The organism is Solwaraspora sp. WMMA2056, from assembly GCF_030345095.1.
In the GTDB taxonomy this organism is placed as follows: Bacteria; Actinomycetota; Actinomycetes; order Mycobacteriales; family Micromonosporaceae; genus Micromonospora_E.
In genome coordinates this window covers 1,966,826-1,988,699 of the sequence record NZ_CP128360.1, presented here as the reverse complement: position 1 = coordinate 1,988,699, position 21,874 = coordinate 1,966,826, and the positions used below count along the sequence as shown (strand labels likewise).

The window sequence follows — 21,874 nt, the reverse complement described above, 5'->3', positions numbered from 1 at the left end:
GAGGAATAATTATTCCTCTGAGGTATATCGTTCGGACAGGTATCCCGGTGGGGTGCCGTCACGGAAGGTGACGTAACGGGCCAGGGTGGAATGCCGGTGTGGTGTGGCAGCATCGGTGCGGTGAAGGCATTCATCCCCTGGCTGGTCGTGCTGCTCCTGGTCATCGGCCTGAACGCGGTCGGGCAACGCCCGTTGGCCACTGCGCTGGCATTGGGCTGGCTGGTCTACTGCATCTGGACCTGGGTACGCCCGGGACGCCGCCCGTCGTAGCCGATTCAGGGCCGGACCGCGACACGCCGCGAGTCGGTAATTTCCGGATTAGCTTGACAGTCTGGCTACGCACTGCAAATCTACGACTACGTCGCGTCACGACAACGTCACGCTGACGCGCGGGGGAACCAAACCGGGGGGATGCGCGGGGCGGCTGCAGGTGAGCGGAGCGGACGCTCACCAGGCGGCCGCCCCGCGTACATGTCCCGGCAGGTTCACCGATGCGACGAACGCCTCACCCGCACCCGAGATCGTCAGCGACCCCGGTCGGGCCGGCCCGACCGCAGCCCGCCCCGGCGGTACGGCGACCGCCGCGACCCCGTCGTCAACGGTGACCGCGCCGGTGAGGCAGAGCACCACCCGGGGGCCGCCCGCCGCTACCGTCGCCTGTGACACGTCGGCGTCGAGCACCACCCGGTGCAGGCTGAACTCGGCCGCCGGCACCGGCCAGGTGATCACCCCGGGGGCGACCGACCGGGGCCGTACCACCGGCTCGTCGAGCACGTCGAAGCGCAACACCCGCAGCAGCTCGGCGACGTCGACCCGCTTGGGGGTCAGCCCGCCGCGCAGCACGTTGTCACTGGCGGCCATGATCTCGATCCCGGCGCCGCGCAGGTAGGCGTGCAGGTTGCCGGCCGGCATCCAGACCGCCTCGCCAGGGGCCAGCCGCACCTGGTTGAGCAGCAACGCGACCAGCACTCCCGGGTCGGCGGGGTAGTGCGTGGCCAGGTCGGTCAGCAGCGCACCGTCGGCGGCGTACCGGGCCGGCAGGCCGTCGACCGCCGCCACCGCCGCCGACACCAGCGCCGCCCGGTCGTCCGCCGGCCAGCCGAGCAGCGTCTCGATCGCTTCCGGCAGCCCGACGGTGCCGGTCCGCAGCGACTTGACCACCGGTTCCAGGGCGTCGAGGCGCAGCGCCGCCAGCGCCTGCGCGGACCGCGCCGGGTCCCGGAAGCCACAGAGTGCGTCGAACGCGCTGATCGCGACCAGCAGCTCCGGCTTGTGGTACGGATCGACGTAGTTGCGCACCCCGCCCTCGGCGCCACCGGACCGCTCGGCGGCGTACCGCTGCCGGGCCCGCGCCGCGTCCGGGTGGGCCTGCAGCGACAGCGGCGTCCGCGCGGCGAGGACCTTCATCAGGTACGGCAACCGGCCGTCGAACCGGGCGGCGGTCGACCCGCCCAGCCAGCCCTGCGGATCCTGGTCGATCAGCTCCGCCAGGCTGACCGGCACCCCGCCCCGCTCGACAGTGGACGGTGCTGCCGGGTGGGCGCCCAGCCACAGCTCCGCCTCCGGCCCCGGCGACGGGGACGGCCGGCCCTGCAACTGGGCGATGACCTCCCGCGACCCCCAGGCGTAGTCCCGGATCTGGCTGGTCAACAGTTCCACGACGGCCCTGCCTCAGGTGGTGGAGAGTTCCTTCATCTCGGTCACCGCCGGAACCGCCATCGGATCCAGGTGGTGGGCCAGCGCCAGGTACACCGAGGCGAAGTCCGGCACCGCGATCAGCGAGGCGAGCCGCTCCAACGCCGACCCGCCCTCGGCGGTCAACACGTCGCAGCGCACCCCACGGCGGTCGGCGAGGGTCTGCACCGCCTCGGCCCGCCGCTCCTCCACGGCCAGCGGCTCGTCGGCGTCGTCCTCCGGGTTCAGCCCGCCGTCGCGCAGCAGCACCAGCCGCAACCGGGTCGGCGGCTCCTCGGCCTCGTCCGGGTCGGCGAAGATGTCACGGCTGGACTCGCCGAGACCCCCGAAGACCCCGTCGAGCAGGCCGACCCGGCCCCGGCCGGCCTCGCCGAGCGCGCCGGTGACCACCGGATAGCGGGCGTTCGTCGACAGCGAGTCACCGAACCGGCGGGCGGCGACCGACGCCACCGGCGACGAGCCCCAGACGATCGGCACCGAACCGGCCAGCCCGAGCGCGAGCGCCTTCGCCGGGTTGACGAACGACTCCGCCGCCGGCCGGCACCGCTCGGCGTCGGCGTCGAGCCGGGAGGCGGTCTCCGCCAGGTCCGCCTCGTTCACCTTCACCAGGCCGAGCGCCCGCGCCGCCAGCAGCACCGGCACGGTCAACGCCCAGAGGCTGGCCCGGGCCGGAGCCCGACGCGGCACCGGGATGAACGGCGCGCGGACCCCTTCGGCGACCGACTGCAACTGTGAGTCGGGGGCACCGACGGCGACCAGCCGGGCTCCGCGCCGGGCGGCGGCCTGCGCCGCGCCGAGCGCTTCCGGGCTGCGCCCGGAGGCGCTGACCGCGATCACCACGTCGGCCGCACCGACCCAGCCGGGCACGCCGGCGCTGCGGTGCGGGATCACCGGTACGGGGCAGCGCGGGCCGGCCACCGTGGCCAGCACGTCACCAGTACGACCGGCGGTGCCGATCCCGGCGATCACCACCGCCCGGGGCCGCCCCTCGTCGCTGAGTACCCCGAGGTTGGCCTCGGCGGCCAACGCCGCCGACTCGCGTACCTGCGCGCCGGCCGAGGCGGTGAACCGCAGCATCCCGCCCGGGTCGGCGAGGCCCAGCGCGTCGACGTCGTCGAGCAGCGCCTCGTCGGCGACCCGCTGGCCCACCACCCCGGACGTCCCGTCGATCGGCAGCGCCATCAGGACGCCTCGCCCGGCATCCGGGCCTCGTCCAGCATCAGCACCGGAATGCCGTCACGCACCTCGAAGATCCGGGTGCACTCCGGGCAGGTGAGGGTCTGCGCGTCGGCATCGTAGGTCAACGGTGTGTGATGCGTGTCCGGGCAGGCCAGGATCTCCAGTAGCTGCGAATCCAGGGCCATCGGGTGGCTCCTTCCACGTCGCGGGGTGAACCCGAAGATGATCCTAGCCGCGGACCAGCGCCAGTACGCCGTCGCGCAGTTGCACCATCCGCTCGGTGGTCGGCGCCTCGACGTTGAGCCGCAGCAACGGCTCGGTGTTCGAGGCCCGCAGGTTGATCCAGGAACCGTCGTCGAAGCTGACGGTCAGTCCGTCCAGCTCGTCGAGGTCGGCGTCGGCGTACGCGGCCTTGACCTCGGCGAGCTTCGCCTGCTGGTCGGTGACCGTCGAGTTGATCTCGCCGGAGGCGACGTACCGCTCGTAGGAGTGGGCCAGCTCGGACAGCGGCTTGTCCTGCTCGCCGAGCGCGGCCAGCATGTGCATCGCGGCCAGCATCCCGGTGTCGGCGAACCAGAAGTCCCGGAAGTAGTAGTGCGCCGAGTGCTCGCCGCCGAAGACCGCGTTGGTCCGGGCCATCTCCGCCTTGATGAACGAGTGCCCGACCCGGGCCCGGACCGGCTCCCCGCCGTTCTCCCGGACGATCTCGGCCACCGCGCTGGAGGTGATCAGGTTGTGGATGACCGTCTCGCCGGGGTGCTTGGCCAGCTCCCGGGTGGCGACCAGGGCGGTGATCGCCGACGGCGAGACCGGCTCGCCGCGCTCGTCGACGACGAAGCAGCGGTCGGCGTCGCCGTCGAACGCCAGACCCAGGTCGGCGCCGTGCTCCCGGACCGCCGCCTGCAGGTCGACGATGTTCTTCGGGTCGAGCGGGTTCGCCTCGTGGTTGGGGAACGAGCCGTCCAGCTCGAAGTACATCGGCACGATGTCCAGCGGCAGCGCCGGCAGCACCGTGTCACCCAGGACGGCGGGCACCGTGTAGCCGCCCATCCCGTTGCCGGCGTCGACGACCACCTTCAGCGGCCGGATCCCGGACAGGTCGACCAGGGTACGCAGATGCGCGGCGTAGTCGGCGAGCAGCTCACGCCGCTCCACCTGCTCCGCACCGGACGGTGTCTCACCACTGTCGAGCAACGCCTGGGCGCGGTCGCGGATGTCGGTCAGCCCGGAGTCCTGGCCGATAGGTGCCGCCCCGGAGCGGCACATCTTGATCCCGTTGTACTGGGCCGGGTTGTGACTGGCGGTGAACATCGCACCGGGCAGCTCCAACGCGCCGGAGGCGTAGTAGAGCAGGTCGGTGGAGGCCAGGCCGGCGTGCAGCACATCGGCCCCGGCGGCGTTGGCCCCGGCGGCGAAAGCGGCGGCCAGCGGCGGGGACGACTCGCGCATGTCGTGGGCGATGACGATCCGGTCGGCCTTGTCGCCCAACTCCTTGAGCACCTGCACGAACGCGGTGCCGAGGGCTCGGGCCACCGTTTCGTTCAACTGGTCGGGAGTGGTGCCACGGACGTCGTAGGCCTTGACGATTTTGGACAAGTCAGACAAGGTCTCGCTCCTCAGCCGCGCCGGTTGCCAACACAGGTGAGGGTAACGGAGCAGCGTCCGGCCGCTGTGGTCAAGGCGGTCGGGCCACCCTCCGGCCGCGCGATGTTCATCCTCCATCCGGCCGGCCACGCCGCTGAGTGACCGGATCGTCGCAGGTCAGCGCTGAAGTCGGGGCAGGTCAGCGCTGAATGCGGGGCAGCAGCATCGTCGCCGAGCCGGCGGCGTCCGTACCGTCGGCACCAGGCGTCGCGGGTCGACCACCGCGCCCCCGGCGTACCAGCAGCACCAGCAGCGCCACCCCGACCGCGACCATGCCCAGGCCGACGGCGAGCACCCCGACGCCGATCCCGGGCCCCTGACCAGGATCACCGCCGGACCCGGCGGCGGCGACCAGGTCCGGGTCCACCGGGGCGGCGACCGGCGGCGGGCTCGGACTCACCGCCGCCGGCACCTCGGTCGGCTCCGGGGTCGGCTCCCCGGTCGGCGACGGCGGGGCCGGCGCGTAGCTGCCGGCGAGCCGGCCGGTGGCCTTCTTCGACCCGGCCGTACGGTTGAGCAGGTCACCACCGGCGGTGTACGCCTCGGCGACCACGTTCACCGTGCCGGCCGGGGTGCCGGCCCGCAACGCCACCTGGTAGCGCACCGACCGGCTCTTGCCCTTGCACAACTCGTCATTCTCCGGGGCGGTCCGGTCGGTGACCAGCAGCCCGTCGCCGTTGTCGGCGATCGGCACCGGCACCCAGTCGTCGTCGATCCGTGCCTGCACGGCGACCTGGTCGACGGTTGCGCCGGGCAGCCGGATCGCCAGGCCGGTACGCAGCGACACGCACCCGTCGGAGCGCTTGGAGACCTTCACCGTCACCCCGGCGGCCTTCTCGCCGACGGTGAACCTGCCGGGCAGGCCGAGCTGGACCCGCACCTGGTCGTCCTGCGCGTACGCCGGGGCTGCGACGGGCAGCACTGTGCCGGCGCTCAGCAGGAGCACCATCGCGACCTGGGCCGCTGTACGCCGTACCGCCATGTCCCGCCTCACCTCCCGCGTCGCCGGCACCCGCGCCTGCGACGCCGTCGCGCGACAGGCTACCGCGCGACCGCTACGCGGCCGGTCCGCGCAGCGCGCCACCTCGGACGTCGGCGACGAACCGCCCGAAGTCCGTCGCGGTGAAGGCGAGCACCGGGCTGGCCGGGTCCTTGGAATCCCGTACGCCGACGAACCCGCCGACGACGGCGACCTCGACGCAGCTGCCGTTGCCGCCGCTGTGGCTGCTCTTGTGCCAGCCCGCCCCGACGAAATCTGCTGTGGACATGTGGTGCTCCTTGTCAGCGACGCGGACGTTGCCCGTGCCCAGGATCTCCCGGGCACGGGCAACGGTGTGCGGTGTTGCTTGGGGTCTCGGGTCAGTCCGGCGGTGCGGGCAGGGTGTGGGCGTCGAACGTCAGCTGCGACGTCGCCGACCCGCCCGCCTCGCCTCGGCCGATCCCGGCGATGCTCTGCCGCTCGTAGACCTTGGTGGCCTGGTTGATGCCGCGGAACACGACGACGAAGGTCTGACCGTTCGAGTTCGTCACCGGCGCCACCGTCGGGTCGGTCGCCGCCGGATCGGAGCCGTAGTCGCTGATCATCGCCCAGGTCCCCCACACGCCGGTGCCGGGCCCGGTCTCGAACACCCGGTAGATCTCGTTGTCGACGCCCCGGGCGACGATGACGGTCCGCCCCAGTGCCGGGTCCAGGATCACCGCCGGCGTCCCGGCCGTGCTGAACGAGCCGACCGGCGACCAGTTGGCCGGCCAGGTGCCGTTGGCCTCCTGCAGCTTCTCGACGACCGTACCGTCATCGGCGCGGACCACGACCCGCGTACGGTAGCCCGGGTTGACCACGGCGGCGATCGCCCCCAGCGTCACCCCGGTGCCCACAGTGGTCCAGCCGGACAGCACGCCGTCGTTGCTGTAGACGGCAGTCCTGACCGAGCCGTCCGACGCCGAGGCGAGCAGCCGCAGCCCGTTCTGGGCCGGCACGACCGTCACCGACCCGGTCAGCTCGGCCGGGCCGAGGCTGCGCCACGCCGGGTTGGTGCCGGCCTGCCGGTAGTGCCAGAGTCGGCCGTCGTCGCCCACCGCGAAGATCACCTGGGTGCCGTCCGCGACCGTCGCCGCCGTCGGCGGTGCCGCCATCGAGCCGCCGAGCTGCGCCCATGGCGACCAGCCTGACTGGTTCGGCTCGGCCTGGGTGCGCGACCAGACGTTGCTGTCGGTGTGCTGGGCGACCACCTGTGCCCGGCCGTCCGACCCCTGACTGAGCGTCACCGGGCCGACGAACGCCTCCAGCCCGGAGATGGTCGTCCACTCCACCGAGTTGTAGTCGTCGACGTTGTCCTGCCGGCCGATCCGGACACTGCCGAGGTTGTCGACGTAGCCGTACTCGACGGAGCCGAGGCCCGTCCCGGTCGGCGTCAGCTGCTGCACCACCGTCTTCGAGTACGGCGGCACATCCAGAGGCTGCATCGGGTCGGCGAACCATGCCTGCAGGTCGACCGTCAGATGCACGGTGCCGCTGCTGTAGTTGCGGATCCGCACCTTCCCCTCCGTGCCGACCTGGGTGAACGCCAGGCTCCCCCGCGCGATCTGGGTGGAGGAATAGTTCAGCACCGACGGCGTCGGCTGGGTGCCGTCCAACGGCCAGACCCGCAGGTACCCGTTCGACGAGGGGTTGATCGCCGTCAGGTTCAACACCGCTGCGGCGATGCCCCGGGTCGGCAGACCGTTGGTGCCACCGACCTGGACGTCGATCTCCCCGTTGGCGGGAATCGCCGCCCCGCTGTTGCTGCGGGTGTCGAGCAGCCGGGACGCCGGCAGCGTACGCAGGCCCGCGCCGGTGCTGGAACTGCCGGTGAAGTAGCCCTGCGCACTCAGCACCACATGCAGCGGGCTGCTGGTCGGATTACGGAAAGTCACCTCACCGCTGCTGGACAGGGTTACGGTGCCCGCGTGCGAGGTGGTGCCTGCGGGAAAGTCCATCAGGCTGCGGGTGCCGGTGGTGCCCGGCGGGAACGCTGCGATCCAGCCAGGAACGGCCGCGTTCACCACGATGACGTCCAGGGCGACGCTGGTGGCCCCCGCCGGCACGACGCCACCGGTGAGGGTGAACGTACGGTTGCTCTGTGCCGCGATGGCACCGACCGACGTACCGGTCCCGTCGCGGGTGTCGACCAGTCGGGTGTGGGCGGTCGGCACGAAGCCGCCACCGCTGCCCCCGGCGCTGCTGGTGAAGTAGCCCTGCACGTCGATGCTGACATGCACGGTGCCGGAGTTGTTGTGGACGGCGATCCGACCGTTCGAGCCGACCTTGACGATCGCCGAGTTCGACAGCACCTGACCCACGTCCGCGTTGACCACCGACACCACCGGGCGGTCCTCGCCGTCCGGCCAGACCGTCAGGTGGGTGCGGATGGTCGGACTGATGGCGGTGACGTCGAGCATCACCGCGCTGACCCCGGTGGCCGGCACCCCGGCCGCCCCGAGCACCTGGAAGGTCGTGGTGCTCCCGGCCGGTCGGGTCCCGGTGGTACCTCCGAGACCGGTGCGGGTGTCCACCAGGGCGGTCGCCGTAGCGAACGGGACGTAGTCACCGCCCTTGCCGGCCGCGTCCGCGTACGCCGCCCCACCGGGCTGCACCACGGCAAACCCCGCCGCGACCAGCAGCGCAGCCGCCACCGAACGCGCAATTCTAGACAATCTCTGGCCCGCCGCCACTTGGCACATCTTCAGCATGCCAGTAATGATCTTGGAGCTAGTCCTGACTTGAGCTGAGACAACACGTTGATCTCTGACAAGACTTCCGAGCATGCGCGATTTATGACCCAGTGCGGTGCACATTGAAAAACCTCCCCGATCTTGTAGATAAACTGCACCCTAAAGACCCCGGGCCGGCAACGCCAGGAGGACGATCAATCCTGATGACTGAAGCCCGAGTCTTATCAAATTTGTGCACACCTGGGTGTGCGCGGATGGCCTTAAGGGCGTGGCGGAGGTCGCCGGGCAGGGGGTCGGCCGCGACGAGGATGGGGGCGCCGGCCTGGATGCGGATGGCGCGGGTCCTCAACCTAGGTCCTCAGTCACGATTTCACCGAAGCGAGATTTTGCTCTATTCCAGGTCGCGATTGTTTTCGAATAAAGATCAGCACTCCACTCTTCAACTAAACTGTACTCTAACCACGCCTCCCAGCATTCCCTGAGGAGATCATTAGCGGTTAACGAAAATTCCAGGAGGCGACGTTCACCCAGAGCCTCCTTGCCCTTTGTCATGCACCAGATGCTGAATCTCTCTTTCGCCGCGAGAAGTTCGGCGACAGCGAGCACTATTGCATTCGATGTTCTATCGCTCGAAAGAACAACAATGGCGAAGTTGACAAAAGGCACTCCCGTAGGCGCGCGCAACTCTTGGGGCATCTCCCATTCTTTCGGAAGGTCATCCAACCAGTCTAGGTCGTCCGCTGAAGTCATTTCTCCACCTCATTACGAGCGCTCCAGCCTACGCAGGAACGCAATAATCTCGCGCGCCGTCCCGCCTGCTGGAACTCCTTGAACTCCTCCCGCTTCCAATACGCGAGCACAATAATGGAAGCACGTTCTATACGTCTCGTCATACATTCCAAAGTCGAATCCCCGTGCAGCTTTGTCTAGCTGTACCTCTTGGTATGCAAATGCCCCTCCAGGGTTCGGAAGATGGACCGTCGCGGAACGCGCGGCCGGCGAAACCTCCCCGTCGAATCTTGCGGGTCGAACGGGCGTCGGCACCCTACCCATGCCCGGAATCTCGACCAAGCCACCAAGTTGATGCGTGTGCATAACATCGCCACCAACGGTCGTTCGAATTGTGGCATGTCCCCCGTCAAAAAACACCGTAGCTTCGCCGACACAGTTGTGGACGAGTACGGGGGTGTCGGCGGCGGTGACGTAGTAGGTGTGGAGGGTGTCGACGGTGAGGTTGTGGACCGTCTCGTACTCGGTCCAGGCGCGGATGCCGGCGACCGTGGCCGGCCGGTGGTCGGCCGTCTCGAAGGCGTAGCCGGGCTTCAGGTCGACCGCGTCGACCCAGCGGTTCTCGCTCTCCACCCAGAACGGGTGGTTGTCCGTCGCGGTGATCGTGCCGGTCCGGTCGCCGTCGGCACCGTCCAGGTCGACGGTCACCTCGACCAGGTTCTTCTCACCGGTGCCGACAATCAGGCCGGTGACTTCCTGCCCCTCGGTGCGGCCGGTGGTCGGGTCGGTGGCCAGCACGACGTCGCCCACCTCGACGTCGCTGATCGGCTTGCGGCTGCCGTCGGCCATCAGCACCGGGGTGGTGGCGACGAAGCTGTTGTTGCACTTGCCCATCAGCCGGTTCGCCAGGTTCCGGGTGCTCTCCACGCCGGAGCGCACCGCCGACCGGGTGCTGCTGACGGCACCCCGTACGGCGTTCTGGGCTCCGCTGGACAGCGCGCCCATCGCCCGGCCGCCGAGTGCCCGCAGCGCCGGTGCGGCGGCCCGCGCCGCAGAGCCGAGCAGTGCCCCGCCGAAGGCACCCAGTACGCCGGTCGCCCCGCCGAGCAGCGCGGTGCCCGCCAGTTCCCAGCCCCGCTGGCCCTGCATGTAGCCGGTCACCGCAGCACCGATCGCGCCGGCCGCCACACCACAGGCGACCGCGCCGGCTCCGGTCCAGCCGATGGCCACCCCGCAGCCGATGCCGATGACGCCGCCGACGACCGCGCCGGTGATGGTCGCCTTGTGTTCGTCCCAGAACTGGGCCGCGCTGTCGACCATGCCGTTGATGGATTCGGTCAGGCCCTGGTACTGCTTCGCCGCCTCCAGCGCCAGCGTGTTGGCGAACTGCTGCGGATCCTTGATGGCGGTGACGGTCACCGCGGTGACGGCCGCCGCGACCCGCGCTGTCGTCGACACCAACGTCCGCGCCCCGGCCACCAGCGGCTGCACGGCCGCTTTGATCCTGGGGACCACCTTGTTCTGGACGTAATTCTCGACGGCCTGTTTGGCCCGTTGGGTGATCTGCACCGCCTGCGCGGCCTGTTCGGCGGCCCAGTTGCGGAAGTTGCCGTCCCTGACGGCCTGGACGCCTTCACTCACCTTGTTGACGACGGTGGCGGCACCCGACTTGTGGTAGACCCAGTTGGAGAAGCGCTTGAGCTGGCTGCCGAAGGTCCGCAGCGCCGACACGCCCCAGTTCCAGGCTGAGATTCCCCAGCTCTTGGCGGTGTTCCAGGTCGAACTGGCCCAGCTCTTGGTGGTGTTCCAGGCGTTGGAGGCCGTCCGCTTGACCTTGTTGATTCCCTTGTCGACCCAGCTCGGCCAGTGGCCGGTCGGGTCGTCGTAGTTCAGCGGCGCTCCGGCCCCGTACGTGTAGCGGTTGGCCAGGATCGACGCGCCGGCGCTGTAGGTGACGCTGTCGCGGGAGGCGAAGCCGCCGGTGCCCGGGGTGTACCAGCGGGCGCCCATGTTGACCTTGCCGGTGTCCGGGTCGGTCCAGTCGCCCTGGTAGCCGATGTTGCCGGTGTCGCCCTGGGAGGCGGTCGGCTCGCCGAACGGGTCGAAGGCCGTCGAGTCCGGCAGCGACGGCAGGACGCCGCTGGTGGGGTCGAAGGCGGCGACCACGTCGCCGTGCGCGTCGGACAGGGTCAGCCGTTGCTCGGTGCCCCGGCCGACGGCGAGCAGTTCGTCGCCGGCCCCCCGGGCGTACGTTTCGGTGCCGTCGCTGACGACCTCCGTGCTCAACCCGGCGTACTGGAAGGCGGTGCTGCCCCGCGACACGACCCGGTTGAGGGCGTCGTACGCGTACGACTCGCCCTCGGCGAACGTCATCCGGTCGAAGGCGTCGAAGGCGTACTGCTCGACCAGGCCGGAACTGACCCGGGTGCGCAGCGCACCCCGGGCGCTGTAGCCGTACGTGTAGTCGCCGTCGGAGACCAGCCGGTTGCGCTCGTCGTAGACGGCGGTCTTCGGGCCGGCGCGGGTCCGGTTGCCGGCGTCGTCCCACTCGTAGGCGACGGTGCCGTCCGGCCCGGTCCAGCTGACCAGCCGCCCGGCGTCGTCGTAGTCGTAGCTGTGCGCGCCCGCCCCGGCGGTGCCGGTGGTGGTCTTGCCGGTCAACTGCCCGGCGAGGTCGTAGTCGTAGACGATCGAGGCGACGGTCTGCCCGCCCGAGTTGCGCAGCACGTCGTCCGTGAGCCGACCGACGTCGTCGTAGCTGAACGTGCGTACCCGGCCGGCGCCGTAGTCGATGCCGCGTACCGCGCCGGCGGCGTCGTAGCTGAGTGTCTGCGGCTGGCCGGTCACCGCGTCGGTGATCTCGTCGAGCCGGGCGTCGACGTAGCTGAACGTCGTGGTGCCGGCGGCGTCGGTCCGGCCGGTCAGGTTGCCGTCGGCGTCGTAGCTGAAGCTCGCCGTGCCGGCGGGTCCGGCAGCGGTGAGCAGACCGCCCCGGTCGTTGTAGCTGAACGTGTCGTCGTCGCCGGGGGCACCGGCCCGGGTGAGCCGACCGGCCAGGTCGTAGCCGAGGCTGCGGGCTGCGGTGGTCGTCTCCGCGCCGGCACCGGTCTCCTCGACGAGCCGGTTGGCCGCGTCGTACACCCGCTGCCGGGTCACCCCACCGGGGGCGGTCAGCCGCTGGGCGTTGCCGTTGCCGTCGTAGGCGACCGTCCAGGTCCGGTCGGCCAGGTCGGGGTGCGCCGTCGTCGGCGGCTCGACGACCGACTCGGCCAGGCCGAGGGTGTTGACCGTGTAGATGATCTCGTGGCCGCGCCCGTCGGTGTAGCGGGTGCGGTTGCCGGCGGCGTCGTAGCCGAACGTCGTCGTGATCGACTTCGTCGCCGAGACCTGTTCGACCTGGCTGACCAGCCGGCCGGCCGCGTCGTAGGCGTACTGCGAGACGGCCTGCTCCGGGTCGGTGACGGTGACGACGTTGCCGGCCGCGTCGTGGCCGTAGCTGGTGGTGGCGACGACGTCGCCGGCCGGGTTCAGGTTGGCCTGCGCGACCCGGTCACCGAACAGGTTGTAGCTGGTCCGCGCGGTGCGGCCGAGCCCGTCGGCGACCCGGACCTGCCGGCCGGCCCGGTCGTAGCCGTACTGGGTGACCACCCCGGCCGGCGAGGTCATCCGGATCAGCTCGCCGACACCGTTGTACGCGCTGGTCATGGTCGCCCCGGACGGCGAGATCACCGAGGTGACGTTGCCGGCGTCGTCGTAGCGCAACGTGGTGGTGAAGTTGTCGACCACCGGGTGCCGCTCGACCACGGTCTGGGTGACCGGCCGGTCCAGGTCGTCGTAGGTGGACTCGGTGCGGGCCCCGGTCGGGTCGGTGACCGACAGCACCTCGCCGGTGCGGGTGTAGGTGTAGTGCCAGACGGCCCGCTGCTCGTTGGTGGTGCCGGGCGCGTCCCGGCTGACCATCCGGTTCAGCTGGTCGTAGGCGTACCGGGTGACCGCGTTGCGGGCGTCGACCGTCTCGACCACGTTGCCGAGCGGGTCGTAGCTGGTCCGGACCGTCGGGGTGATCGGCGTGGGCGCCCCCGGTGGGGTGTACGACGGGGCGATGGTCCGCACCGGCCGGCCGAGCCGGTCGTACTCGGTGCGGGTGACGTTGCCGAGCGGGTCCCGGGTGGCGACCTGCTCACCGAAGGCGTTGTAGCCGGCGGTGACGGTCGGGGTGACCGTGGTCGGCGTACCGCCGCCGCTCTCGGCGGCCACCGCCGGGCCGGTGATCCTGGTCTGCCGGCCGAGTTCGTCGCTGACGAACCGGGTGGTGAAGGCCGCCGCGTCGGCGCCGGGCACGTTGCCGCGTGGCTCGGTGGTCGAGGTACGGACACCCCGCTGGTCGTACGTGTGGGTGGTGACCCGGGTCGCGTCACCGGCGACCACCGTCTCCCGGGCCACGCCACCGGAGACGTGGTAGACGTAGTTGACGATCTCGGATTCGACGGCGACCAGCCAGGGCACGTTCGACGTGTTGCCGGAACGGGTGATCCGGTCGACCTCGCCGGCGGCGTTGTACCGCAGGTCGGTCCGGCGCCGTACCCCGTCCGGGTCTTCGACGGTGGAGGTGATCCGGCCGGCGTTGTCCAGGGTGTGTTCGGTGACGGTGGTGCCGTTGCCTTCCTCCCGGCGGACCAGGTTGCCGGCCCCGTCGTAGACGTTGCGTTCGATCACCTGGTCACGGGTGGACCCGTCGGGGTTGCGGAACCCCTTCAGGACGACCTTTTCCAGCAGGTCGTCGTGGTAGTAGGTGTACTCCAGCCGCCGGCCCATCGCGTCGGTGTCGCTGGCCAGCCGGCCGGCGAAGTCGTACGAGTAGGAGTGCAGCACCAGGTAGTCGACGTCGCCGGTGCCCGGCCCGCCCGGCGGGTCGCTGCGCCAGTTGCGCAGCCGGACCTCGGCCAGCTTGTTCTGGTTGGTGTACGCGTAGTCGTACCGGTTGCCGTTGGGGTCGGTCTCGGAGGTCTTGTTGCCGAACCGGTCGTAGGACAGGCTCGTCTCGTTGCCTTCGGCGTCGACCACTCGGACCGGGCGGTTGTGCTCGTCGTACTCGGTCGTCGCGGTCCGTGGCTCCTCGTCGCCGACCAGGTCGTAGACGGTGGTGGCGATGAGGTTGCCGTCGGCGTCGTAGTCGTTGACGGCGTGCTGCTGATGCTGTTCGCCGGTGACGGCGTCGGTGGTCACCGGACCGGTTTCGCTCTTCAGCCGCGAGTGGGTGTCCCAGGTGTAGGTGGTGACGACGCCGGCCGGGAAGCTGTCGGAGATCTCCTTCTCGGTCAGCAGCCGGCCGAGCGGGTCGTAGGTGTACTCGGTGGTCAGCCCGGCCGGGTCGACGGTGCGGGCCAGGTCACCGTTGCGGTAGTAGAAGTAGCGGGTGACCCGCTCCACGCCGGGGGCGGCGGTGGGGGCGCGGGTGCGATCGAGCAGCCCGGTCGGCTGGTTTCCGCCGCCGAACGCCGGCTCGCCCCCGGTGGTGTACTGGTGGGTGACGGTGACGTTGTCCGGCCCGGTCTGGCTGATCAGCTTCCCGGTGAAGTGGTAGCTGGACGTGGTGCGGTACCGGTTGTCGGTGGCGCTGCTGGACCGTCCGTCGCGGACCTCGGTGGCCAGGCCGGCCCGCAGGTCGTACGGGTCGGTGATGCCCGCCGGGTACGTGTAGTACGTCGTGTGGCACTCGGTGCTGGTCCGGCAGCTCTTGCGGGACGTGACGTTGCCCCGGTCGTCGTAGCCGAGTTCGACGCCGTGGTCGTTCTCGTCGCGGATCTGCTTCTGCCGGCCCTGCTCGTCGTAGGTGTAGGTGCGGATCGCCATGCCTTCCAGCGGGTGCCGGATGAAGACCGGGCCGCCGGAGTCGTCGGGGATGATGGTGCAGAACGCCGGGTCGTTCGGGTCGGGCTGGCTGCACACCTCGGTCGGTGGGGACGGCGACGACGTCGGCGGCGGGCCGGGCAGGTCCTCCTGCCGGGTTTCCAGGCCGAGCGGGGTGCCGCTGCGCAGCAGCCGGCCGGCGAGGGCGTCGTACTCGTACAGGTGCGGCCGGTTCGCCGGGTCCAGCACCTGGACGCTGCGCCGCAGGTCGGTGTCGCTGCCGAAGACGGTCGGCGCGCCGACCTTCCAGGTGCCGCCGTTGCTGTCGGTGTACTCGGTGATCCGGCCGGTGATCTCGTGGTAGCGGGCCTCGATGGCGGTCTTGCCGCTGGGCAGCAGGACGGTGGTCAGCCGGTGGCTGCCGGTCTGCGCGGCGCGGAAGTGTTCGGCGACGGTGCCCGGCCCGAGCGGTCGGGCGTAGACGGCGACCTCGTCGATCTGGCCGGCGAAGTGCCGCTGCGCCGTCGTGCCCCAGCCGGGCCAGGCGGTCGGGCTGGTCGCGACGGCGGCCCCGACCTGGTTGTACGTCAACAGGGCGTGGTCGATGGTGCGGCCGGTGGCCTCGCCGACCTTGACCCCGTCGAGGTACAGCGTCTGGGTGGTGCCCATCGAGGTGAGCACGACGTGGTGCCACTGGTTGTCGTTGACCGTGGCGGCCGAGGTGATCGGGGCGATGCCGCCGCCGGCGAACTGGCCGCGCAGCCGCCCGTCGGTGCCGGTGTAGAGCAGCGGTACGCCGGTGCCGGCGGTGCTGCCGAACTCGGTGTCCTGGTAGCCGATCAGCGGGCCGCCGGTGTGGGTCAGGCCGACGCGGAACCACAGCTCGACGGAGGCGTCCCGGGACTTCTTGACCGTCCCCTTCGGCAGGGTGACCCGGGCCGAGGTGCCGTTGAACGACGCGGCGGTGTCGGCCGTACCGGCGATCGGGCCGGCGGCGCCCAGGGTGACCCCGGTGTACGTGCCGGCGTCCTTGCCGAGGTTGGTCGCGATCTCGCTGCCGGCGGCGGTGCCCTGGCTCTCGGCGAACCGCCAGTACGAGTCGGGGCGGGCGTCGAGGACCGCGGCGTGGTAGCGCGACGCCGGCGTGTACTCGTACTCGGTGCAGGAGCTGTCCGGCGCGCAGACCCGGGTCAGCAGGTCACCGGTGTAGTGGTAGCGCCAGGACAGCGGTGACCCGTTGACCGGGTCGGTGCGGATGGTGTCGATCCGGTTGCCGTTCCAGACGAACCACAGTGACCGGCCGGTGGTGTCCGACGGGGTGGCCGCCGCCTGCACCCGCCCCAGCCGGCCGCCGTCGGCGGTGTTGTAGGTGAACCGCAGCCGCCGGGACGCGTTGTCGACGATCTCGGTGATCTTGCCGGTGGAGCGGAAGAACGAGTAGGTGGTGCCGGACTGGTCACGCAGCCGCCAGTGGGTGGCGTCCTCGGTCAGCTGGGCGACCCGGCCGAGCGGTGCCGCGAAGCTGCCGTCGGGGTTGCGGCCGAAGCGGACCGTCTGCCCGTCGGGGTAGACGACCACGAGGTTGCCGGTGCCGTCGTCGTCGGGCACCACCCGCATGTCGTAGCGGCTGGCCCAGCCGGCCCCGAAGACCGGTGGTACGGCGGCCAGGCCGGTCGCGGCGGTGCCGAGGTCGCGTCGCGGGTCGAGGCTGTTGTACGTGCGGACCACGTTGAGTTCGGGGCCGACGGTGGCGACCACCGCGTCGACGGCGGCGGTGGTCAGGTTGCCGGTCTGGGCGTCGTACTCCTGCCCGACGGCGGCGTTCGGCGCACCGGCGATCTTCGAGGTGATGTCGGGCTGCGGCACCGAGGTGACCAGCATCGAGTACGGCGTCGGCACCTCGTTGTTGGCGTCGCGGATGACGGCCCGCCACAGGTACGTGGTGCTCCAGGTCATCCGCCCGGCCGGCACCGCCCACGCCTGGCTGGCCTGGTACGCCGTACTGGTGCAGTCGACCGGTTCGCCGTCGTCGTCGGTGGCGCAGAGTTCGAACTTGTACTGCAGGTTCAGGCTGGGCGGGGCGTCCGGGTCGACGGCGCGGGCGTACAGCAGCGGGGTCAACGTCGGCGCCGGGTAGCCGTTGGGCGGGTGCACCTCCTGGACCACCGGTTCGATGTCGATGACGTGCAGCACGATCCGGGCGGGCGGCACCTGGTGGTCGGTGAAGACGACACCGCCGGTGCGCACCATGGTGAAGTCGAGGAAGTAGACCCCGGGTGGCAGCCGCTTGATGGTGGCGGTCACGGTGGCCTTGCCGTTGCGGGCCACCGTGCCGGGCAGGTTCCCGGCCCGCTGCTGGGTGACGGCCGCGCCGGTCTCGGCGTTGTACGCCCGGTAGGCCAGGTAGTAGTTGGCCGGGGTCCACGCCTCGGCGCTGCGGTTGGTCACCGTGACGGCGACCTGGCCGTCGCGGTTCTGCAGGACCGCCGGCTCCGGCACCGGGTTCGGGATGGCGTAGCCGGCGTTGTACGGGCTGTGCGTGACGTACAGCCGGGGGCCGTTCGGGGTGCCGGTGCCGGCGAACTTCTTCCACGCCGAGCTGTCGTCGACCGGCGCGCGCAACGACAGTCCGTTGTTGGCGCGGGTTCCGTCGACCCAGCCCTGCACCAGGTCACGGCCGGCCACTCCCAGGTCGAACAGTTCGGAGGCGGCCGGGCAGGCGGACTGGGACTGGCCGGTGGCGACGTACCCGTTGGCGAACGACCGGCTGGCCAGTGCCTTGCCGACGGCCGGGCCGGGCCAGGAGTGGTGGGTGCCGACGGACCAGCCGGCGGTGACCGGGTGGACGGCCACCGGCCTCGGCCGGCAGGACGGGGCGTCGTAGCTGACCACCGTCATCGCCACACCGTGGACGGTGTGGTTGGCGAGCTGGCCCAGGTTGTCGAACTTGAGGTACGCGGCGGCGTTGGCGCTGCCGCTGCGGCCGATCAGCAGTTCGTTGCCGCCGGAGACCGAGGTGCTGCCGTGCACGTACATGCTGGATGTGCTGGCCCGTTCGGTGACCGGCGGACCGACGGTCGGGTCGACCTCGACCGGGTAGACCCGGGCCGGGTCGCGCAGCCACGCCGAGTCCAGCGTCATCTCCAGCACCGGCTGGTCGGCCGGGCCGGTCAGCCGGTACCGGACGCCGGTCGACGTCGCCGGGCCCTGCGCGCCGGTGCCGGCGTCGGACATGTAACCGGGTGGGACGACGGCCCGCACCACCCCGGAGCCGTCGACGAACCGCACCTCGCCGTCGACCAGCCGGGCGGTGAGTCCGCGCAGCCGCAGCGGGAAGCGGTACGTGTGGGCGGCGTCGGCGGAGTGCAGGACGAGGGTCTCCTTGACCCCACCGGGCCGGGCCTCCAGCCGTACGTCGACGTGCGGCAACGCCCCGGGGTAGGTGACGGCGGCGGTGGCCTGCGTGCCGCCCGCCGTCTCGGCGGCGACGCTGTGCGTGCCGGCCACCTCGGCGGCGTCGGCCACGCCGTACTCGATGGAATGTTGCCCGTCGAGGGTGAGCCGGACCAGGTCGGCGGCGTCGGCCTGCGGGGCGAGCCGCAGGTCGACGGCGTCGGCGGCGTTTCGCCAGCCGCCGCCCACGTCCGCGCCGGCCGCGACCAGGTCGGTGTCGATCGGCGCCCAACCACCGCCCGGCAGTTCGTAGTTGACCGGTTCGGCCGCGAACTCGGTGGTCCTGGTGCCGTCGGCGTTGTCGAACACCCGCTGGTGGCGGCCCCGGTCCACGGCCCGTTCCCGGCTGGTCGCCGGGTCGAATCCGGGTGTCTCGACGGTCGGCGGGTCGACCACCCGGGCCTCGTTGCGCCCGGGTTCGGCGACGCCGTCGAACTGGTGCAGCGGATACTGTCCACGGTAGCTCTGCGGCAGGTTGCGGTTCACCGCCGGACGGGTCAGGTGGCTGCCGCTGGCCGCGCTCCCCCACCGCTGGTCGGGTTTGTCGGCGGCGACGTGCGGCCGGTCCGCCGGCCGCTGGTGCCGGGCCGTCGCGGTGCCGTCCACTCCGCTGCCACCGAGGCTGACCAGCATGACGGTGGCCACCGCTGCGGCCAGTGCCGACCTGCCGGGCTTGTGGTGGGCTGCTGCGGTACGGAATCCGGGCACGCGTAGGAACACCGAGCGACGCACGTCCACCCCCGTGTGGGACGACTGGAGCTCTGCCGGTGAAACCGTCTCAGCCGTCACACACTGGTGTCAATGAATATTGAGCGATCCCACGCCAACTTGCACAGTCGTGCAAACTCCGGTCAGAGATCAAGTCCGGTGAGGACCATCACCCGGGGCTCGGTGTAGTCGTCCATCGCGCTGCGCACCCCTTCGCGGCCGACACCGCTGCCCTTGACCCCGCCGTACGGCATCTGGTCGGCCCGGTACGACGGCACGTCACCGACGATGACCCCGCCGACGGCCAGGGTGCGGTGCGCGGCGAACGCCGTCTGCAACCGGCGGGTGAAGACGCCGGCCTGCAGCCCGTACGCCGAGTCGTTGATCGCCGCGAACCCGGCGGCGTCGCTGTCGACCCGTTGCACGACGAGCACCGGGCCGAAGACCTCCTCGGTGAGCACCCGCGCACCGGCCGGCACCTGCGTCAGCACCGTCGGCGGGTACGTCGCACCGTCGCGCCGGCCGCCGACGTCGATCGTCGCCCCGGCGGTCACCGCCTCGTCCACCCAGGACTCGACCCGGACAGCGGCGGTTTCGTCGATCAGCGGTCCGACGTCGGTCGCCTCGTCGGCCGGGTCGCCGAGGCGCAGCGCCGCCACCGCGTCGACGAGCCGGGGCAGGAAGCCGTCGTAGAGCCATTCGTGCACGTACACCCGCTGCACCGCGATGCAGCTCTGCCCGGCCTGATAGTTGGCGAAGGTGGCGATCCGCTGCGCCGCCCAGGTCAGCTCCTCGTCGCCGGTCCAGTCCTCGCAGATCAGCGCGGCGGCGTTGCCGCCCAGTTCCAAGGTGACATGCTTCTCCGGCACTGAGCGGCGGATCAGCGCGCCGACCGGGCCGGAGCCGGTGAACGACACCACCGGCAGGCGTGGGTCGGCGACCAGACCGCCGGCCCGGTCGTTCGGCACCGGCAGTACGGAGACCATCCCGGCCGGCAGCCCGGACTCCGGCCCGTCCGGCTCGGTGACCTCGGCGATCAGCTCACCGAGCAGCAACGCCGTCAACGGGGTCGCCGGGGCCGGCTTGACGATGATCGGCGCGCCTACCGCGATCGCCGGGGCCACCTTGTGTGCCACCAGGTTCAGCGGAAAATTGAACGGCGAGATGCCCAGCACCGGGCCGCGCGGCACCCGGCGGACCAGCGCGATCCGGCCGGCGGCGGCCGGGTCGGTGTCGAGGCGCTGCAGGTCACCGGAGAAGCGCCGGGCCTCCTCGGCCGCCCAGCGGAACGTGGAGACCGCGCGGGCCACCTCGGCACGCGCCCATTTGATCGGCTTGCCGTTCTCGGCGGTGATCAGCCGGGCGATCTCGTCGGCGCGCTGCGCGAGCCGGGCACTGACGTGGTCCAGCGCGGCCGCCCGGCGGTACGCCGGCAGCGCGGCCGCCACCGGCGCGACCCGGTGCGCGGCGGCGACCGCCTGCTCGACCTGGTCGGGCGTGGCCAGGCTGGTCCGACCGACGACCCGACCGTCGTACGGGTGGTGCACGTCGAGCGGCTCGTCGCCGTGCGCCGGCTCGCCGGCCAGCCAGAACGGCGTACGCAGGGTCGGGTCGGCAGGTTCCATCCCGCCAGCCTAGGCCAGTGATGATGCACGAGTTCGTTCGACGAACTTGACAGACATACAACCGATTGGTTGTATGTCTGTGTGGTGACCGAGGAGAGCGCAGACCGGGCCGACGCCATGTTCCACGCGCTCGCCGACCGCACCCGGCGCGACATCCTGCGCCGGGTGCTGGCCGGGGAGCACTCCGTCTCCACGCTCGCCGCCAAGTACGACATGAGCTTCGCCGCCGTCCAGAAACACGTCACCGTGCTGGAGCGGGCCGGGCTGCTGACCAAGCGACGCAGAGGTCGCGAGCAGCTGGCCAGCGGCGACGTGCAGGCCGTGCGCTCGGTGGCAGCCATGCTCGCCGAGCTCGAACAGATCTGGCGTGGCCACATCGCACGCATCGACGCACTGATCGCAGCCGATCCCGACGGAAGGACCGAACAACAATGCCAGTGACCGACGTCCAGCAGGACCTTGACGACCTGACCTTGACCATCACGGCGGACTTCGCCGCGCCACTGGAGCGGGTCTGGCAGGTCTACGCCGACCCCCGCCAACTGGAGAAGGTGTGGGGACCACCGACGTACCCGGCGACCGTGGTCGACCACGACCTCACGCCCGGCGGACGCGTGACCTACTACATGACCAGCCCGGAGGGCGAGAAGTACGCCGGGTACTGGCTGATCACCGCTGTCGACGAACCGACGCGCCTCACCTTTGACGACGGCTTCGCGGGCCTGGACTTCACGCCGAAGGCGGAACTGCCGGTCTCCCACAACACCTACACCTTCGCCGCTCACAACGGCGGCACCCGGGCCACGTACACAGCCAGGTACGAGTCCACCGAGGCGCTGCAGCAGGTCCTGGACATGGGCATGGTGGAGGGCGCCACCTCGGCGATCAACCAGATCGACGACCTGCTGGCCGCGTGACCGGTGTCGCCCGCTGATCGACGGGGATCGGAGCCGTTGCCGCCCCGGTCCCCGTCGATCAGCCGGGTTCGTCGTCACGGGCGCGGCAGCCGGTAGCCGAGCTGCTGGGCGTAGGTCAGCAGCGGGCGGGTCGTCGGGACCAGCATCGTCGGCTCCGCCGACCAGTGGTGTCCCCGGTTGCCGTCGCGCCGACGACGCCGTACCGCCGCCCGGTCCGGCACCTGCTTCCTCGCCTGCTCGTGCCGCAGCGCATCCAGCCGCCGCAGCGTTTCCAGTCGCCGGGACGCCGCCGACCTGCCGGAAAACCGGTCCCGGACGCGCAGCCACCAGTCCCGCACCATCTCGATGATCATCTTTCTCCTT

At 71.0% G+C, this 21,874-nt stretch carries 14 protein-coding genes; 3 read left to right on the top strand and 11 right to left on the bottom strand.

The annotated features are described in order from the left end of the window. The first annotated feature begins 120 nt into the window (after positions 1-120). Entirely contained in the window at positions 121-270 is a 150-nt protein-coding gene (locus O7608_RS09185) for a hypothetical protein (RefSeq protein ID WP_289209534.1), read from the top strand. 177 nt (positions 271-447) lie between these two features. On the opposite strand, the gene manA is transcribed toward O7608_RS09185, so the two are convergent. The 10 genes from manA to O7608_RS09135 all read right to left on the bottom strand — a co-directional run bounded on the left by manA (position 448) and on the right by O7608_RS09135 (position 20,594). After that, entirely contained in the window at positions 448-1,659 is a 1,212-nt protein-coding gene (manA, locus tag O7608_RS09180) for a mannose-6-phosphate isomerase, class I (protein ID WP_289209533.1), read from the bottom strand. Between the two features lie 12 nt (positions 1,660-1,671). Continuing rightward, complete coding sequence (locus O7608_RS09175; RefSeq protein ID WP_289209532.1) at positions 1,672-2,877, bottom strand: SIS domain-containing protein; 1,206 nt, start codon at positions 2,875-2,877, stop codon at positions 1,672-1,674. Next, complete coding sequence (locus O7608_RS09170) at positions 2,877-3,059, bottom strand: Trm112 family protein (RefSeq protein ID WP_289209531.1); 183 nt, start codon at positions 3,057-3,059, stop codon at positions 2,877-2,879. The genes O7608_RS09175 and O7608_RS09170 overlap by 1 nt, the downstream gene beginning before the upstream one ends. Before the next feature lie 43 nt (positions 3,060-3,102). Continuing rightward, positions 3,103-4,479 (bottom strand): phosphomannomutase/phosphoglucomutase, encoded by a 1,377-nt coding sequence (locus tag O7608_RS09165; protein WP_289209530.1) that lies wholly within the window; start codon positions 4,477-4,479, stop codon positions 3,103-3,105. A gap of 178 nt (positions 4,480-4,657) precedes the next feature. After that, the gene (locus O7608_RS09160) at positions 4,658-5,500 is read right to left on the bottom strand and encodes a hypothetical protein (protein ID WP_289209529.1); all 843 of its coding nucleotides are present in this window, start codon (positions 5,498-5,500) and stop codon (positions 4,658-4,660) included. Positions 5,501-5,573: 73 nt separating this feature from the next. After that, a complete protein-coding gene (locus O7608_RS09155; RefSeq protein WP_289209528.1) occupies positions 5,574-5,786 on the bottom strand; it encodes a DUF397 domain-containing protein in 213 nt (70 codons plus the stop codon). A gap of 91 nt (positions 5,787-5,877) precedes the next feature. Then, on the bottom strand, positions 5,878-8,190 hold the full coding sequence (locus tag O7608_RS09150; protein ID WP_289209527.1) for a DUF8189 domain-containing protein: 2,313 nt from the start codon (positions 8,188-8,190) through the stop codon (positions 5,878-5,880). A 384-nt stretch (positions 8,191-8,574) separates the two neighbouring features. After that, a complete protein-coding gene (locus tag O7608_RS09145; protein ID WP_289209526.1) occupies positions 8,575-8,979 on the bottom strand; it encodes a hypothetical protein in 405 nt (134 codons plus the stop codon). Positions 8,980-8,991: 12 nt separating this feature from the next. Further along, complete coding sequence (locus tag O7608_RS09140) at positions 8,992-18,993, bottom strand: LamG-like jellyroll fold domain-containing protein (protein WP_289209525.1); 10,002 nt, start codon at positions 18,991-18,993, stop codon at positions 8,992-8,994. A gap of 119 nt (positions 18,994-19,112) precedes the next feature. Further along, on the bottom strand, positions 19,113-20,594 hold the full coding sequence (locus O7608_RS09135; protein ID WP_289209524.1) for an aldehyde dehydrogenase family protein: 1,482 nt from the start codon (positions 20,592-20,594) through the stop codon (positions 19,113-19,115). A gap of 84 nt (positions 20,595-20,678) precedes the next feature. Here O7608_RS09135 and O7608_RS09130 point away from each other — a divergent pair, with 84 nt between their 5' ends. Beyond that, complete coding sequence (locus tag O7608_RS09130; protein WP_289209523.1) at positions 20,679-21,035, top strand: ArsR/SmtB family transcription factor; 357 nt, start codon at positions 20,679-20,681, stop codon at positions 21,033-21,035. Further along, positions 21,026-21,511 carry an SRPBCC family protein gene (locus O7608_RS09125; protein WP_289209522.1) on the top strand — a complete coding sequence of 162 codons (486 nt, stop codon included), beginning with the start codon at positions 21,026-21,028 and terminating at the stop codon, positions 21,509-21,511. Before O7608_RS09130 ends, O7608_RS09125 begins: the two co-directional genes overlap by 10 nt. A gap of 74 nt (positions 21,512-21,585) precedes the next feature. On the opposite strand, the gene O7608_RS09120 is transcribed toward O7608_RS09125, so the two are convergent. After that, a complete protein-coding gene (locus O7608_RS09120) occupies positions 21,586-21,864 on the bottom strand; it encodes a hypothetical protein (protein WP_289209521.1) in 279 nt (92 codons plus the stop codon). Positions 21,865-21,874 lie beyond the last annotated feature (10 nt).